The following is a 16798-nucleotide window of genomic DNA, read 5'->3' on the forward strand; positions in this document are numbered from 1 at the left end:
ATAAAAACGAGTGAAATGGAGTCGATTATCCAATTGAAAACATACACTCAAAATAATTAATCTGATGAAAAAAAATATACTCGTTATTCCTGGTGACGGAATAGGACAAGAAGTAACTATTTGGGGTAAAAAAGTTCTAGAAAAAATCGGACAAAAATATGGTCATGAATTCAGTTTTGATGAAGCGATCATGGGTCACGTTGCTATTGAAGCTACCGGAAACCCATTGCCAGATGAAACCTTAGAAAAAGCAAAATCAAGTGATGCAATCCTATTCGGTGCCATTGGACATGCTAAATACGATAATGATCCATCTGCTAAAGTACGTCCGGAACAAGGATTATTAAAAATCCGTAAAGAATTAGGTCTTTATGCAAACTTACGTCCCATCTTGTTATTTGATGAACTATTAGACGCATCTAGCTTGAAACCAGAAGTATTAAAAGGAACAGATATCCTTTTCTTCCGCGAGTTAACAGGAGACGTATACTTCGGTGAGAAAAATCGTTCTGAAGATAATAATTTCGCTTCAGATCTAATGAATTATAACCGCTATGAAGTAGAACGTATAGCACGTAAAGCTTATGAAGCTGCCCGTACACGTTCTAAGAAATTATGTTCGGTAGATAAAGCAAACGTATTAGAAACATCCCGTCTTTGGAGAGAAGTCGTGCAAGAGATTGCAACAGAATATCCAGATGTCGAAACTGAACATATGTTTATTGACAATGCTGCGATGCAATTGGTGAAAAATCCAAAGAAATTTGATGTGGTACTAACCGCCAACTTATTTGGTGACATTTTAACAGACGAAGCTTCACAGATTGCTGGTTCTATGGGCATGCTAGCTTCTGCATCTATTGGTGACGGTACAGGGTTTTTTGAACCTATCCATGGTTCAGCGCACGATATTGCAGGACAGAATAAAGCCAATCCATTGGCATCGATTTTATCTGTTGCATTAATGTTAGATATTAGTTTTGGTTTACAAGCAGAAGCTAAAGAAGTAACGGAAGCAGTTGCAGCAACTTTAAAAGCTGGCTGGAGAACAGGTGATATTGCAAATGTAAATACACCTGCAGACAAAATATTAGGCACACAAGAAATGGGTGCTAAAGTATTAGAATTTATTAAATAGACTGAACAGAGTTTCTAAATTATAAACATAAAGCTATGTTACACGATCCAAATCATCTATACATCTTCGATACCACTCTTCGCGATGGCGAACAGGTACCAGGATGTCAATTAACTACTCCTGAAAAAATCGACATTGCAAAAGATTTGGAGAAACTGGGTGTCGATGTTATTGAGGCTGGTTTCCCAGTTTCTAGTCCCGGAGATTTTCAATCGGTTGTTGAATTATCCAAGGCCGTAAATGATGTTATTATCTGTGCTTTGACACGTGCCAATGAAAATGATATTAAAGTTGCGGCAGAAGCCTTAAAATATGCAAAAAGACCACGTATCCATACGGGTATCGGAGCTTCTGATATGCATATCAAGTATAAATTCAACTCCACACGCGAAGAAATATTAGATCGCGCTGTTGCGGCAGTAAAATATGCAAAATCACATGTTGAAGATGTAGAGTTTTACGCAGAAGATGCCGGCCGCGCTGATTTAGTTTACTTAGCGCAAATGGTCGAAGCAGTTATTGCCGCAGGTGCTACTGTTGTCAACATTCCAGATACGAACGGTTACTGTTTACCTGATCAATATGGCGCTAAAATAAAGTTTTTGAAAGAAAATGTTAAAAACATTGATCAAGCGATTATTTCTGCACATTGCCATAATGATTTAGGATTAGCAACAGCCAATTCCATTGCTGCAATCCAAAATGGTGCGCGTCAGGTAGAATGTACCATCAATGGTATCGGCGAACGTGCTGGAAATACCTCTTTGGAAGAAGTGGCTATGATTCTAAAAGTTCATAATCAGTCTTTCGGTAACCTAACTTCAAATATTGACAGCAAGATGTTCACTTACCTTTCACGTAAAGTAAGTGAAATGATGAATATGCCAGTACAACCTAATAAAGCAATTGTTGGGCGTAATGCCTTCGCGCACAGCTCCGGTATTCATCAAGATGGTTTCTTAAAACACCGTGAGACTTATGAAATTATTCGCCCCGAAGATGTGGGATTAGAAGAAGCAGGTATTATCTTAACCGCTCGTTCCGGTCGTCATGCTTTAAAGCATCACTTAGAACGTCTCGGTTACACCTTAGAAAAAGAAGCCCTTGCAGAAACATATGAGCGCTTCCTAATTCTAGCAGATGCCAAAAAAGATATTTGCGACGATGATCTCAGAAGTTTATTCGCAGAAAGCGTTTAATAACACAAAAACTTATTAAAACGTCATTTTGACAAAGAATAAATTTGCAAGTAAAAAGTCAAAAAACTTATTTACTTTTATTCTAAGTCGAAATGACGTTTTTTTATTTGAATAAAAAAAAACAATCACCTAATCATAATAGAACAAAATGAGTTTAGATTTTTCTAATTTACAAATCGACTCAGAAAGCACTTACCATCGTATCAAGGACGTCGTCAATCGCACAGCTTTGCAATACAACACTTATCTTTCTGAGAAATATGGCGCAGATGTCTATCTGAAACGAGAAGACCTGCAAATCGTTAGATCATACAAATTAAGAGGAGCATATAATAAAATAATTTCGCTGAGCCAAGAAGAGCAAAAGCGTGGTGTGGTGTGTGCAAGTGCAGGCAATCATGCACAGGGAGTTGCCTTCTCTTGTAAAAAGCTCGATATTAAAGGTGTTATTTTTATGCCCGGCCCAACACCAAAACAAAAAATAACACAAACAGAAATGTGGGGCAATGGCAATATCGAAATTATATTGACCGGAGATACTTTTGATGACTGTCAGAAAGCGGCTCGCATTTATACTGAAGAAAATAACATGACCTTCATTCCTCCTTTTGATGATCCAAAGGTTATTGAAGGACAGGGAACAGTAGCCGTAGAAATCTTACAAGACTTACCAGATGTTAATGCTGTTTTTATTCCAATCGGTGGCGGTGGACTTTCTGCAGGAACGAGTTACTATTTAAAAAACAAAAATCCCAATATCAAATGCTATGGTGTAGAGCCACAAGGAGCAGCTTCTATGCAGGCGGCATTTACAGCGGGAAAACCTGTCGAACTCGAGAAGATCAATAAATTTGTCGATGGTGCTGCTGTTCAAAAAGTTGGAGACCTTACATTCGAGATCAGCCGCGAATATTTAGATGATATCCGATCGATCCCAGAAGGAAAAATCTGTACCTGCATATTAGAGCTATATAATAAAGATGCAATCGTCGTAGAACCTGCGGGAGCGCTTTCGGTAGCGGCATTAGAGTTTCATAAAGATGAAATAAAAGGAAAAAAAGTTGTCTGTATTATTTCAGGAGGCAATAATGATATTAACCGTATGAGTGAAATCCAAGAATTATCACTCTTATATGAAGGATATAAACATTACTTTATTGTACGTTTCCCAAATCGCCCAGGAGCTTTAAAACTATTCGTATCCGAGGTATTAAGCCCCAAAGATGATATTACCCGTTTCGAATTTATCAAAAAAACCGAACGCGAGCGTGGTCCAGCCTTGATTGGTATCGAACTAAACAACCCGGCAGATTACCAATCGTTGTTACAAAGAATGACGGAAAACAAATTTGAATATATCGAATTAAATAAAGATCAAACCTTATTTGAATACCTTGTTTAAGTGCTTAATGAGAAAAAATAAAAGGGGAATATGCAAAACACATATTCCCCTTTTTGTATTAAAATTTATTTCTAGCCTTCTCCAAGTACAACTATTCCTCATTTACACCAAAACTTTACCATACGATCTACCTATGTATCAACAAAACTAAAATTGTGGCATCGATATCTCTAAATACAAGAAATTACTTTAAAAAGCTTACTATCAATTTTTTACTTTAAATTTTTATGTATATTTAATTAAAAAATATTATGAAAACAACAGCTATCTTATTTATGTTAACGATCATTTGTACCACTGTATTTGGACAAACTGATAAAACCAAGAGACCAAGCCCACCTGATAGTGTTAAAGTCACTACTAGTGATGGTGTAACCATTGATGTAAACTACAGCCGTCCATCTTTAAAAGGTAGACAAATTGGTGTTGATATTGTCAAAGTTGGAGAAATATGGCGTACGGGTGCAAATGAAGCAACAACTGTAGCATTTGATAAAGATGTACTTATTGAAGGTAAAAAATTAACAAAAGGAAAATATAGCTTATATACTATTCCCGGTGAACAAGAGACAATTGTTATTTTCAATAAAACATGGAATCAATGGGGAACAAAATATGATCAAGCACAAGATGCATTACGTGTAAATGTTAGAAATTCAACAAGCACTACACCACAGGAACAATTTAAAATTGATGTGGATAAGTCTGGTAAAATTGCATTAATATGGGGCGATCATTTACTACCAGTCCAAGTCAAAGCTGCGCTATAATTAAGAATTTCAAAAGAGATCAAACTGTAAAATAACATTTGACATGCGTTAAAAACGCATATGTATTAAAAAAGCCAGATAATTTTTATCTGGCTTTTTACTAAGGGTTATTTGTTTTTTAAATATTTTTCTAAAAACTTATCCTGTTCCCACAATAGGTGGAAAATATTTTCCTTTGCAACATAACCATGTGCCTCACGCGGTAAAATAACCATACGAACAGGAGCTCCAAGATTTTTCAATGCTTGGAAATAACGCTCTGTCTGTAATGTAAAGGTACCCGGATTATTATCTGCCCCCCCATGTACAAGTAATAAAGGAGTTTTCATCTTATCAGCACTTACAAATGGAGACATGGTCATATACAGTTGTGGGTCATCCCAAAAGTTACGTTGTTCACTTTGAAATCCAAAAGGAGTTAACGTACGATTATAAGCACCAGATCTTGATATTCCAGCAGCAAATAAATTTGAATTAGATAAAAGATGTGCGGTCATAAAAGCACCGTAAGAATGTCCTCCAACAGCCACTTTCTTTCTATCAATATAGCCTAAACTATCGACCGCATCGATTGCCGCTGCACCATTCGCAACAAGCTGTTCAATAAAAGTATCATTTGGTTCCTGAGTACCCTCGCCAACAATTGGGAATGCGGCATTATCCAATACGGCATACCCCTTAGACACCCAATAAATAAATGATCCATAACTCGGATAGGTAAATTCTTTCGGGTTTGCAGTACTTTGGCCAGCTGTATTTTTATCTTTATATTCTCTTGGATAAGCCCAGATCAACAAAGGAAGTTTTTCCTTATTCTTAAAATCGTAACCTGCAGGCAGGTATAAAGTACCTGAAAGATCAACACCATCTTTACGTTTATAATTCAAGATCTCCTTGTGTACTTTTTCTAAATTCGTAAATGGATTTTTCAACTGTGTCAATGCCTTTTGTTTTCCTGTTTTAATATTCTTTGTAAAATAATTGGGAAATACCGAAGCAGATTGCAGAGAAACCATCATGTCTCCCGTTTTCGGATCAATAAGCTGAATAATACGTTCTTGAAGATCTGATTTTTTAGCGGTGTAAAGTCTTTTTTTCTTTAAACTCTTTAGATCCAGCTCATCCACAAAAGGAAATTCCCCTTCCTTTGTAAATCCCTTCCCTATTAAAAACACTTTATCATTTTGAATTGACATCGGATACGTTCCAAAGTTATTACGTGCCTTAAACACATCCCCAGGATCATTGTAGATATCTTGGCTATTGCGGTCATTAATCAATTTTGACGCTCCAGAACTTGGATTAATCAAAAATGTTTTCACATTACGGGTATCATACCATTGCGAACTGACCATTGCATATTCATCATTTCCCCAGATGACACCAGCAAAGCGATCTTTGGTTTTGGTGATCAATTTAGGGGATGAGGTAAAAGGAAAGTCCAATGTATATAAAGCATCACGAAATTCAACATTCTTCCCGGGATCACCGCCGTCCAAAGCCTCAACATAGGCTAAAGTTGCTGGTTTATCATCTCTCCAATGCAAATTCCGACGACCTGTACGTGAAGCAGAAAAACCCTTAGGCATAACTTCTATCAAAGGAACATCATTTACCTTGGTAATTAATTTGCCTGTCAGATCGTAAATAGCTGTTTCCTGGGGAAATCTAGAATAAGGTACAATATAAGAATAAGGCTTTTTAATGGTATTCACTAAAATATATTCGCCATTTGGAGAAAAAGAGGTCCCGGCAAAAATTGCTTTATCACTAAACTTTTGAACTGCACCTTCTAGATCTACAATTTGTAATTCAGACTGAACCAACGTTTCAAAATTAGTCTCATCCTGTGGATTTTTCAGCAAATCCTGATATGTTCTCAATTGCGACACCTGTCCATCACTTGTCGAAACAACTGGCCCGGTCGGCAAATCTTTTGTTTGGTCAATTAATTTTATTCTATTTACTGGTAGTGTTGAAATCAACAAACGTTCAGAATTACGGAACCATTTATAAGGTGCATCTAATAACGTATTCAACACATATGATGTCAATTGTTTAACCTGCAATGATTTTAAATCTAATATAAATAAAGCCGTACCGGTAGTATTTGTATTGGTAAAAGCTAATTTCGCATTATCTGGTGAAAACGTTAAATTTGCCAATGAAGGATTAGCAGGCATGCCTCTAAAATCTGTAATCTCCTTATCATCAGCAATTTTCTTTAAAGAAAATTTACTAAAGAAGGTTTCTGCACTTTCAACATTTGTTGCCGGATTGATACGAAGACCGGCCAGCTTCATCTCTTCCTGCCCCAATTCTGCCAAAGACTTATAAGTAGGTCGATATAAAAATAAGATCCAATTATGATCATTAGACATTCGTATCTGTGGAGGGCGTATAAAATCAGCTAAGGCTAAAATTTCAGAAGAAGGTTTTTGGAAAGTGACATTCTCTTGAGCGGAGGCTTCCAGAGATAATAAAAATAGTAAACCGCAAAGTAATTTTTTCATATATATATTTTAATATAATAAGCTGTCAAAATATAGTAAATAATTAGATTAAACGAAGAAAGTGTAGTCACTTTATGACATAAATATTAGACTAAAAAAAGATTCTTAAAATACAGATATTTTCTATCTTCTAAAGTTATCAACATTAAATTAATATTGATAACCAAGCGAATACAAATATTCCGCATGCGCAAAGCCCTATATCGATCATTTTTTTCCACCAATGTGGAAAAGTCAAATTACAGCTTCAAATTAAATTTATGATATTTGTTAGAGTTGGGAAATTAGGCTTCTCAAACTTGTTAAAATCATTCAACTCAACTCGCCTTCTTTTAGGAAGCGCGATTTTTAAATTTAAGTATAATCATGGCAAGAATCATCAAATTCGAGAAAAACGATTGTGCACCTTGTGCGCAAGTATCTGCATATCTAGATCAAAAAGGTATCAAATATGAGTCTATCAACCCATTTGACCAACCAGATTTAGCTGCAAAATTTAAAGTTCGCACAGTTCCGACCGTAATCGTTTTGGAAAATGACGAAATTCAACACCGTATCATTGGATTTAAGCCTGAAGAATTAGGAGCGATCGCATTATAATAATAATCTGGTATCAAATTTTTATAATCCATGATACATATTTATTACGATAGCAAAACTGGAAATGTGCAACGTTTTATGGACAAGCTTACCCAAATCACAGGCTGGCATGCTCATAAAATAACCACAGATCTTATTGCTGAAGAATCGGGGCATCTCGTAACGTTCACAACTAATTTCGGACAAATGCCCGAAACGACCCGCATATTTATGACAGCAAACGCGTCTAAAATATATTCGGTCACTTCGAGCGGGAACCGCAACTGGGGACAGAACTTTGGACTTGCCGCTGATAAAATTTCAGCTGACTTTGACATCCCATTGGCTTTCAAATTTGAATTGTCTGGTACAATGGAGGATATTAACCAATTTATTGACATCATAAAGAACAACTGCGATGGTAGCAAACGAGGTAGCAAAAAACTGGATATTGCTTAACAACGAAATCATGATTAAACATGATGACGAGTTTAGCTTACATAAAGATAAAGAGGCCGTACGTGCCTATTTTTTAGAGTATGTAAATAAGAACACGGTGTTCTTTTATACTTTAAAAGAAAAAATCGATTACTTAATTGAGCAAAATTACTATATCAATTTCTACGAATGGTTTACATACGAAGAAATGGAAACGGTCTATAATTTTGTTTTCGCAAAAAAATTCCGCTTTGCCTCTTTCATGGCTGCGTTTAAATTTTTCCAAAGCTATGCGTTAAGAGACGATTCTGGAGAAAAGTTCTTAGAACGTTATGAAGACCGTGTCGTAGCAGTAGCTTTATTTTTAGCGCGTCACGAAGGTGTAGAAAAAGCAATTGCTTATGCCGAATTATTCATCAATCAAGAATATCAACCAGCAACACCAACATTCTTAAATGCAGGTAAAAAACGTTCTGGAGAATTGGTTTCTTGTTTCTTAGATGAAATTGGTGACAATTTAAATGGTATCGGCTATGCGGTTGATTCAGCAATGAAATTATCTTCCATCGGAGGCGGAGTTTCATTCAATATATCGAAAATTCGTGCTCGTGGCGAAGCCATCAAAGGAGTTGAAGGTCGCGCAGGAGGTGTTCTTCCAATCATGAAAATCATGGAAGATACTTTCTCATATGCCAACCAACTGGGTCAGCGTCCTGGTGCTGGAGCTGTATACTTAAACATTTTTCATGCTGACATTGAAGAGTTCTTAGACTGTAAAAAAATCAATGTGGATGAGAAAGTACGTATCAAATCCCTTTCTATAGGTATCATTATTCCTGATAAATTCATGGAGTTGGCTGAAAAAGATGAAGCCTGTTACTTAATATATCCACATACTGTGATGCTGGAATACGGCATTCCATTGGATGAAATGGATATGGACAAGATGTACGAAGAGTTGATTACCAATCCGAATATCAAGAAAAAGAAAATCAACGCCCGTCACATGTTAGTAAAGGTTGCACAGACACAAAAAGAGTCCGGCTATCCTTATATCTTCTACAAAGAAAACACCAACCGTGCTCATGCATTGAATGGCATTGGTAAAGTAAAATTCTCAAACTTATGTACTGAGATCATGCAGGTGTCTGAAGTTTCAGAAATAAATATCTACGGAGAAGAAGATCAAATCAAATATGGTATCTCGTGTAACTTAGGTTCCTTGAATATTGCTACCGTAATGGATAATAAGCGTGTTAAAGAATCTGTTAAATTAGCAATGCGTGCTTTAACAATGGTATCTGATGTAACAGATATCAAAATGGTTCCTTCTATCGCCAAAGCAAATAAAGAATTACATTCAGTAGGACTTGGAGCTATGAATCTACATGGTTATTTAGCGAAAAGCTTTATTATGTACGAATCGGAGGAAGCATTAGACTTTGCCAATGCATTCTTTATGATGATGAACTTCTACTCTTTGGAAGCATCGATGGAAATCGCACGTGACCGTCAAAGAACATTTGTAGGATTTGAAAAGTCAGCTTATGCAGATGGATCATATTTCAACACATATACAGAACGCGATTATTTGCCAAAAACAGATAAGGTTAAAGAATTATTTGAAGGAGTACATATTCCAACAATTGAAGATTGGGAAAAATTGAAAGCAGAAGTTCAAGAGCACGGTATTTATCATGCTTATCGTTTGGCTATTGCACCGAACCAATCTACATCTTATATCATGAACGCAACCGCTTCTGTTATGCCGATTGTGGATATCATCGAAGTTCGCGAATATGGAGATAGTACAACCTATTACCCAATGCCTTATTTGACAAATGATAATTACTTCTACTTCAAATCGGCATACGACATGGATCAATTCAAGGTACTTAAATTAGTATCTGTAATCCAACGTCACATTGATCAAGGAGTAAGTACTATTTTACATACAAATTCTAAAGATAATACACGTGATCTATCTAGATACTACATTTATGCACATAAATTAGGATTAAAATCATTGTATTATACGCGTACACGTAAGTCATCTATTGAAGATTGTGTTTCTTGTTCAGCATAAACTTCATTTAAAATAAAACCCATAAGCTATTCAAAAGTTATTAAAACTTTTGAATAGCGCTATTAACATATACATTCAATAATTCTCGCTGTAAAATAATGAGTAAACAATATACTGCTGTAAACTGGAATACGCCAGATAATGATTATGCCTTGATGTTTTGGGAGCAAAATATTAGACAATTCTGGATTGATACCGAATATATCCCTTCAAAAGATATTGATAGTTGGAAAGGATTAAGCTGGGAAATGAAAGAATGCTACAAAAAAGCATTGGGCGGATTGACTTTGTTAGATACTTTACAGAGCCATACAGGAATGCCAAAAATCATCGAACATACAGAATCGTTACAAAATAAGGCTGTATTATCGTATATGTGTATGATGGAGGCGATCCACGCAAAATCATATTCGACTATTTTTACAACGGTATCTACTACAAACGAAATCAATGATATTTTTGGTTGGGTTGAACAAAATAAATTTTTGCAATTCAAAGCATCCACCATTGACTCTTATTACCATGTATTAGACAAAAAGAATCCAACAAATGAAGAATTATTTATGACACTGGCAGCTTCAGTGCTTCTTGAGTCATTTCTATTTTATTCAGGTTTCTTCTTACCATTGTGGTTATGTGGTCAAGGACAAATGGTTGCTTCAGCAGATATCATCAAAAAAATTATTGCCGATGAGTCTATCCACGGTGTTTTCGTTGGATTAATGGCACAAGAAGTCTTCAAAAAACTAAAAAATCAAGAAGAAGTGAAACAAAAATTCATCAATTTATTGAACGAATTGTTCGACAACGAGATGAAATATACAGAGGAAATCTATACCGAAGTTGGTTTAACAGCAGAGGTAAAAGAATATGTTCGTTACAACGGTAATAAGGCATTAATGAATCTTGGATTTGATCCGATCTTTGAAGTGAAGCAGGTGAACCCAATTGTTTTAAATGGCCTAAATACAGAAACAACGCAACATGATTTCTTCTCGAAAAAATCAACAAACTACGAAAAATCAATGGAAATCGTACACCTGAAAGATGACGATTTTAAAATGGATGCCACGGTCAACGTATAACTATCTAAATTCCATTATAGCGATTCCCTTTACAGATTATGTAAAGGGAATTTTTATTTTAAACTAATTGAATCCGTCGTAGTCATATAGGTAGATAACCTAAACCTGACGATTATGACCACATTGCAAAAACAGCCTTCAGGCACACTTGTATTTCTAAGCTTTTTAATTATATACTTATGTTGCACCCATCTGTGCCAAGCCCAATTAAAAAAAATTATTCTGCTTGATGCCACAACATCACACCCCATACCCAAAGCAAGTATATTTTTAGAAGAGGAAAATAATGGAACCGTTTCGGATGAAAATGGAATTGCACGTCTAGGAAATACACAAAGTAAAAATATACGCATATCGCATCTCAATTATAACATGCTCACTATAAAAACCAGCGATCTTACTCACGAGATAACAACTTTAAAATTAATACCAAGGCCCGCCAATCAACTGGAAGAAGTCATTGTTTCAGCAGGATTTGATAAACTTTTAGTCGGTAAATGGAAACTTCTTGAAATCACTAACATTCGGATTCTATCCGATGGGACAGAGCACAGTACCAAGAGAAAAAACTTCTTTTGGCAATATAAAAGAGTATAACGCAGATCGATCCTTCATAATTACCAGTTCAAATGGATCCAAACAATTATCAGGTAGATTTACAGCATTAAATAATCAGATATATGAAGACATCGATTATTCATATGATAAATCACTGCAAGGGATAACCAATATCTTATTTTATTCCAAAACAGAAAAAGACCACCAGATAAGAGTGAAATATCAACTTCCAAACTCCGTGTGGGTAACCGAAGAAATATGGAAAAAATTATAAATAGTAAAACCTATATTACACAATCGTTTGTCTTAAATGAAGGTCATAAATAAAGCTATCTTTTGGATTATATTTGAAATTACCTTCAAACCAATTCAATAACGATGAATAAACTATTTACTTTTTTATTGATAACTGTAATAACTGTACAGTCTTACGCTCAGCAACAGTATAGCCAAGTATTTGCAAAAGACGATTACAGTCAATTAAAAAAGAATGCCAGAGATCAGGACATTGAAAATATCAATAATTTGATATTAAAGCAGGCTGCTAGACAATTAAAAGAGGGATCTTACCCCATTCAAAAACGTTTACGCGCTTATACAAATTATCAATCTCCCAATAGCCTAAGCAATCGACTTAAAACAAGCCCTTACTCCCAATATGAAAATCCTACTGGTATTTACTTCACAGCAGGAGATGAAGCTATTGTATGGGTTGGAAAAACCAATGGAAGCACTATTGCGCTACGCGTAACAAACTGGGATGATAAAAACTTCAAACAAAAAGACTACAATCTAAAAGAAGGCTATAATGCTTTGAAAATTGAAAATAAAGGAAATGCTTACATTCAATATTTCACAGAAGACAAAGTATCTTCAAAAAAGATCAACATTCACATACTTGGTGGAAAAGTGAATGATGTATTTGAACGAGGTAAGCATACCAATAAAGATTGGGATCGTATGCTAGGAAATGCTTCTGGACCCATCTTAGATATTGTAGGAAAACAAGTACAACTTGCATATTCGGTAAAATCATTACAAGAAAATGCACCCCATCAAGGAGTAGAACTGATCCAACTTTATGATTCTATAATTGGTATCCAGCACCAAATCATGGGGTTGACACAAACAAAAAGAGTTCCGAAGAACAGAATGTTTGGCCGTGTTATCTGGCAAGGATTTATGCATGCTGATGGTATCGGCGCTGCATTTCACGATAATACCATGAAAGATGTCGCAAATGTGGCTAATCTTAGGAAAAATTCTTGGGGAGTAGCGCATGAGTTTGGTCATGTCAACCAAGTAAGGCCTAATATGAAATGGGTAGGTACAACAGAGGTAACCAATAACATCTATTCCGTATGGACACAATATACGTATAACAGCCATAGTCCCAAATTAGAACGAGAACGCTTAAAAGACTATGATGAACCTAAAATTGGAGGCCGTATCACTGCTTATATGGAATCTGCATTTGTACACCGTCAACCCTGGTTAACACAAGCCGGCCCAGACAGGTGGGATCGCCAACGTCCACGTGATTGGGGCGGAGATCACTTCGTAAAACTAGTTCCACTTTGGCAATTACAGCTGTACTTCAATGTCGCAGGAAAAGGAAATTCATGGGAGAACAAAAACTTTTATGGTGATATCTTTACGAAAGCAATTAATGCTCCAGCAACAGCAACTAAACAAGACGCATACTACCAGCTCGAGTTTATCAAAAACGCATGTGATGCGTCAAAATTAGATCTCACAGATTTCTTTGAACAGTCTGGAATGCTTATCCCTATTGACCTTTGGGTAGATGATTATACCTGCGCACAGATGACCATCACAGCAGCTGATATTGCAGCCGTAAAACAGTATGCATCTAAGTATAAGAAACCTTCCACACCGGTATTACATTATATTACTGCAAACAGCACTTCAATTTATAAAAATAGACTGCCCTTAAACGGGATCGAAGGTTCTGGTTTCGAGAAAAAAGAAGATAAAATCATTGTTCAAAACAGCGCTTGGAAAAATGCTGTAGCATTTGAAACCTATGCAGGTGATAAACTTGTAAAAATTGCATTTGTAGGAGCTGGGTCTAATGACGTCTCCAGCACAACCGTTCATACTCCAAAAGGTACAACACAGGTCAAGGCTGTGGGATGGGATGGAAAAAGAATCAATGTATTATAATTTAATAAAAAAATAGGCTGATATAATCAGCCTATTTTTTTATTAGTATCCAAGTTTTGCCAGTCGCGCATACATCTCTACAAATGCACACTGATCTAGCAACCCTTTCGTTTCCTTCCTATCTTTAAGTGTCCAGTCCGTATAGAACAAACCTTTTTCATCTCGCATATGGTTCCAGGCATATTGCAGATTATTAGCAAAAACTGCCAAATACTTAGGATTATGATCTTGTTCAAATAGACTGATAAATCCCCGCATCATCACAGCATGAAACCATAGATTGCTGTTTTTTAACAATTTAAATTCTTGTCCTGTGACATCTTGAAAAAAATAAGAATAACAGGCTTCTCCGAGCTTTTGAGCATCCATCAAATATTGCTTCTCCTGAGTCAACCGGTACAATAAAGCCGCTGCTTGCAACATCTGACCCGAATTATAAGAGTATTTTGCTTTATCTATATGTCCATTTAAGCTCATATTATCCCAAAAAAGGCCATCATTAGGATCTTCTAATTTTTCTTTGGTCCAATGGTAAAGTCTCCTGCCCTCTTCCAAATAGTGGTTATCCTTCGTTGCTTCATACATCTTAAGCGCAAATACACTCGCAGGAGCATTAGAACATGCATTTTTAGATTCTTTTTTTTGTTCACACCAGTAGATACCACCACCAATTAGGTCGTCTTCACCACTCATCACAAACGCCCACACTTCCTTCGCTTTAGTAAGATAATCTTGTTTTTTCGTCGACAAATAACTATCCGTAAAATCAATACCGAGCCAGATATTATCATCATAAAAGCGATCGGAAACAGGAGCGTTATTTAAGTATGATGCATATCCCACAGGAAGGCGTTTTTGATCACGATACCCCGCAAGGCCGACCAATACTTTTTGATCGAGTACATTCTGAAATTCTCTTTTTTTCTTCGGCAACTCCATCAAAGCATTAACAGCTGAAAAACTACCCGAAAAAGGCCATAGATAAGCATATTTCTTTTGCTGCGATGCTTGTTCGGTGTTATTCAAATAATCGGCTTTAAAACCCTCATCAAAAGGAAACCTTTCCAATAGAAGCTGGTTTTCAACATTGCCAAATAAATGATAAATCTGTTTCATAGTCTGCGCGGCTGCAACATCAAAGTGTACTTTTTCCTGTGCCTGTAAACCATTCGCCAAAAGTGTAATATTAAAAAGTAGGTAAAAACTAAATATTCTCATCATTAGATCCTTAAAAAAGGCTGTCCAATTTGATTGGACAGCCTCATTATGCTATTTATAACCTTCGTTTTGTTTTAACTTAGGATTTCTTTGTATTTCATCCGGTGATATTGGCCATAATAGATCAGAATCTTTAAATACTGCACCTGATGCATTTTTAGCACCAATAAGGGGTACAAAATCTATTTTACCAGCATCAGTAGTTGAGATAACAGGAAACATCTTCGTTCTTACAATATCATCCCACATCTTGAACTCCAATGGAAACTCTCTCAAGCGTTCAATCCAACATTCTTTCACAAAATTATCAACAGATAAAGCTTGTAAATCAGAAGTAAATTGAGCAACAGTTTTACCTTCTGTATTCGCACGGGCCTTAACCTGCGCTAAGTAGCCCGCTGCTTCAGGTGTAACACCGCCACTTTTAGCAATTGCTTCAGCAGCAATCAACAAAGCTTCAGGATAGCGGTAAAAATTCCAATCTTTTGTTCCTTTGCCAGTTGTTAATAAGGCATCCTCATCCACATAATACCAAATACCAGCTTCAGTAGATTCCCACTTCGCCAATGTTTTTGGATTCGTATAAGACCAGTGAAAAAACTGATTAGGTTTAATTCTCAAATCTTTTGTATCGTACACATTTAAAAATTGTTTTGTGGGACCAAAAACACGTTCAAAGATCGAATATTTATCAAATACGGATACTGCAGACGAACTAAATCCATATGTTGGCCACCAGCTGCTGCTGCTAATGGTTGCATTATACTCTTGAGCATAAATCACCTCATCTAAATCATCGATCTTACGCAACTGGTTATAAGCACTATTACTTGCAAGATCCGAGTTTTGCGTCATTTTATGAGGAGAATTAACCACTATCTGAGCCATTGCTGCTGCTTCAGCAAATTTTCCTTGCTGTAAATATACGTTCGCTAATGTCATTGCCGCAACAAATTTTGTAACGCGGTGCCCATTACTGGCAAACTTAACTGCTGGTAAAACATTTACTGCTTCTTTAAGATCGGCCTCGATTAATTCATATACTTTTGCAGCAGGAGATCTTTCTAAATAAAGATCATCATTCAAAGATTCAATTACAGTTGCAGATAATGGAATATCACCAAAAGTTTTTACTAAATAAAAGTAATTGTAGGCTCTAAAGAATTTCGCTTCTGCTAAAAGTAAGCTTCTACTTTGATCAGACATCGGAATTATAGGTACATACTTCAATCCTGCATTTGCGATATTAATTGTTTTATACGATTCATCCCAAATGGTATTCATGGTACCAGAAATCAAATTTGTATTATTTTGACGAGTCAATTCTCGCGAAAACAAACAAATACGTTCCTGCCCCTCATAACTATTAGTGAAATAGCCTGTTAACATGGTATTTATTGATGCCGTTGGACCTATATATGCACTAGAAGCAAAAGAGTACCGTTGAGAAGCTCCTCTTCTATACAAACTATTAATTGTTGCTTCTGCCTGATCTTCGGTCTCATAGTATGATCCTAAAGTAACTGTTGATTTAGGTGCTTCTTCTAAAAATTTATTACATGATGTCGTTAGCGCTAGCCCTGCTAATAACAACAAAAACAATTTATTTTTCTTCATTAGATTTT

General features: G+C 36.0%; 13 protein-coding genes. 10 read left to right on the forward strand and 3 right to left on the reverse strand.

The genetic code is table 11. From position 1 onward, the window contains the following. Positions 1-64 precede the first annotated feature (64 nt). From leuB to HCX49_RS15590, 4 genes are all read left to right on the forward strand, one after another. Positions 65-1138: a 3-isopropylmalate dehydrogenase gene (leuB, locus tag HCX49_RS15575; RefSeq protein ID WP_132769216.1), complete on the forward strand. Its 1074-nt coding sequence runs from the start codon at positions 65-67 to the stop codon at positions 1136-1138. 35 nt (positions 1139-1173) lie between these two features. Continuing rightward, positions 1174-2337, forward strand: a complete 1164-nt coding sequence (locus tag HCX49_RS15580; protein WP_021191844.1) for a 2-isopropylmalate synthase — start codon at positions 1174-1176, stop codon at positions 2335-2337. A 148-nt stretch (positions 2338-2485) separates the two neighbouring features. Then, positions 2486-3739 (forward strand): threonine ammonia-lyase IlvA, encoded by a 1254-nt coding sequence (gene ilvA / locus HCX49_RS15585; protein ID WP_021191845.1) that lies wholly within the window; start codon positions 2486-2488, stop codon positions 3737-3739. Between the two features lie 251 nt (positions 3740-3990). Then, a complete protein-coding gene (locus HCX49_RS15590; protein WP_132769218.1) occupies positions 3991-4509 on the forward strand; it encodes a DUF2911 domain-containing protein in 519 nt (172 codons plus the stop codon). A 107-nt stretch (positions 4510-4616) separates the two neighbouring features. On the opposite strand, the gene HCX49_RS15595 is transcribed toward HCX49_RS15590, so the two are convergent. Next, on the reverse strand, positions 4617-7022 hold the full coding sequence (locus HCX49_RS15595) for a prolyl oligopeptidase family serine peptidase (RefSeq protein WP_168127594.1): 2406 nt from the start codon (positions 7020-7022) through the stop codon (positions 4617-4619). 366 nt (positions 7023-7388) lie between these two features. Between HCX49_RS15595 and HCX49_RS15600 the strand changes: the two genes are divergently transcribed. The 6 genes from HCX49_RS15600 to HCX49_RS15625 all read left to right on the forward strand — a co-directional run bounded on the left by HCX49_RS15600 (position 7389) and on the right by HCX49_RS15625 (position 13955). Then, positions 7389-7622 carry a thioredoxin family protein gene (locus HCX49_RS15600; RefSeq protein ID WP_021191847.1) on the forward strand — a complete coding sequence of 78 codons (234 nt, stop codon included), beginning with the start codon at positions 7389-7391 and terminating at the stop codon, positions 7620-7622. Positions 7623-7652: 30 nt separating this feature from the next. Beyond that, positions 7653-8060, forward strand: a complete 408-nt coding sequence (nrdI, locus tag HCX49_RS15605) for a class Ib ribonucleoside-diphosphate reductase assembly flavoprotein NrdI (RefSeq protein ID WP_206368532.1) — start codon at positions 7653-7655, stop codon at positions 8058-8060. Continuing rightward, complete coding sequence (gene nrdE / locus HCX49_RS15610; RefSeq protein WP_132841062.1) at positions 8020-10125, forward strand: class 1b ribonucleoside-diphosphate reductase subunit alpha; 2106 nt, start codon at positions 8020-8022, stop codon at positions 10123-10125. The genes nrdI and nrdE overlap by 41 nt, the downstream gene beginning before the upstream one ends. Positions 10126-10223: 98 nt before the next feature. Beyond that, entirely contained in the window at positions 10224-11210 is a 987-nt protein-coding gene (gene nrdF / locus HCX49_RS15615; protein ID WP_021191849.1) for a class 1b ribonucleoside-diphosphate reductase subunit beta, read from the forward strand. Between the two features lie 114 nt (positions 11211-11324). After that, positions 11325-11807, forward strand: a complete 483-nt coding sequence (locus HCX49_RS15620; RefSeq protein ID WP_168127595.1) for a carboxypeptidase-like regulatory domain-containing protein — start codon at positions 11325-11327, stop codon at positions 11805-11807. A 339-nt stretch (positions 11808-12146) separates the two neighbouring features. Then, positions 12147-13955 (forward strand): M60 family metallopeptidase, encoded by a 1809-nt coding sequence (locus HCX49_RS15625; RefSeq protein ID WP_168127596.1) that lies wholly within the window; start codon positions 12147-12149, stop codon positions 13953-13955. Positions 13956-13997: 42 nt separating this feature from the next. On the opposite strand, the gene HCX49_RS15630 is transcribed toward HCX49_RS15625, so the two are convergent. Both HCX49_RS15630 and HCX49_RS15635 read right to left on the reverse strand, forming a co-directional pair. Then, positions 13998-15176 carry a glycoside hydrolase family 76 protein gene (locus HCX49_RS15630; protein ID WP_206368534.1) on the reverse strand — a complete coding sequence of 393 codons (1179 nt, stop codon included), beginning with the start codon at positions 15174-15176 and terminating at the stop codon, positions 13998-14000. 48 nt (positions 15177-15224) lie between these two features. Next, positions 15225-16790 carry a RagB/SusD family nutrient uptake outer membrane protein gene (locus HCX49_RS15635; RefSeq protein WP_168127597.1) on the reverse strand — a complete coding sequence of 522 codons (1566 nt, stop codon included), beginning with the start codon at positions 16788-16790 and terminating at the stop codon, positions 15225-15227. Positions 16791-16798 lie beyond the last annotated feature (8 nt).

Origin of the sequence: Sphingobacterium sp. B16(2022), from assembly GCF_012030425.1 — a bacterium.
Lineage (GTDB): Bacteria > Bacteroidota > Bacteroidia > Sphingobacteriales > Sphingobacteriaceae > Sphingobacterium > Sphingobacterium anhuiense.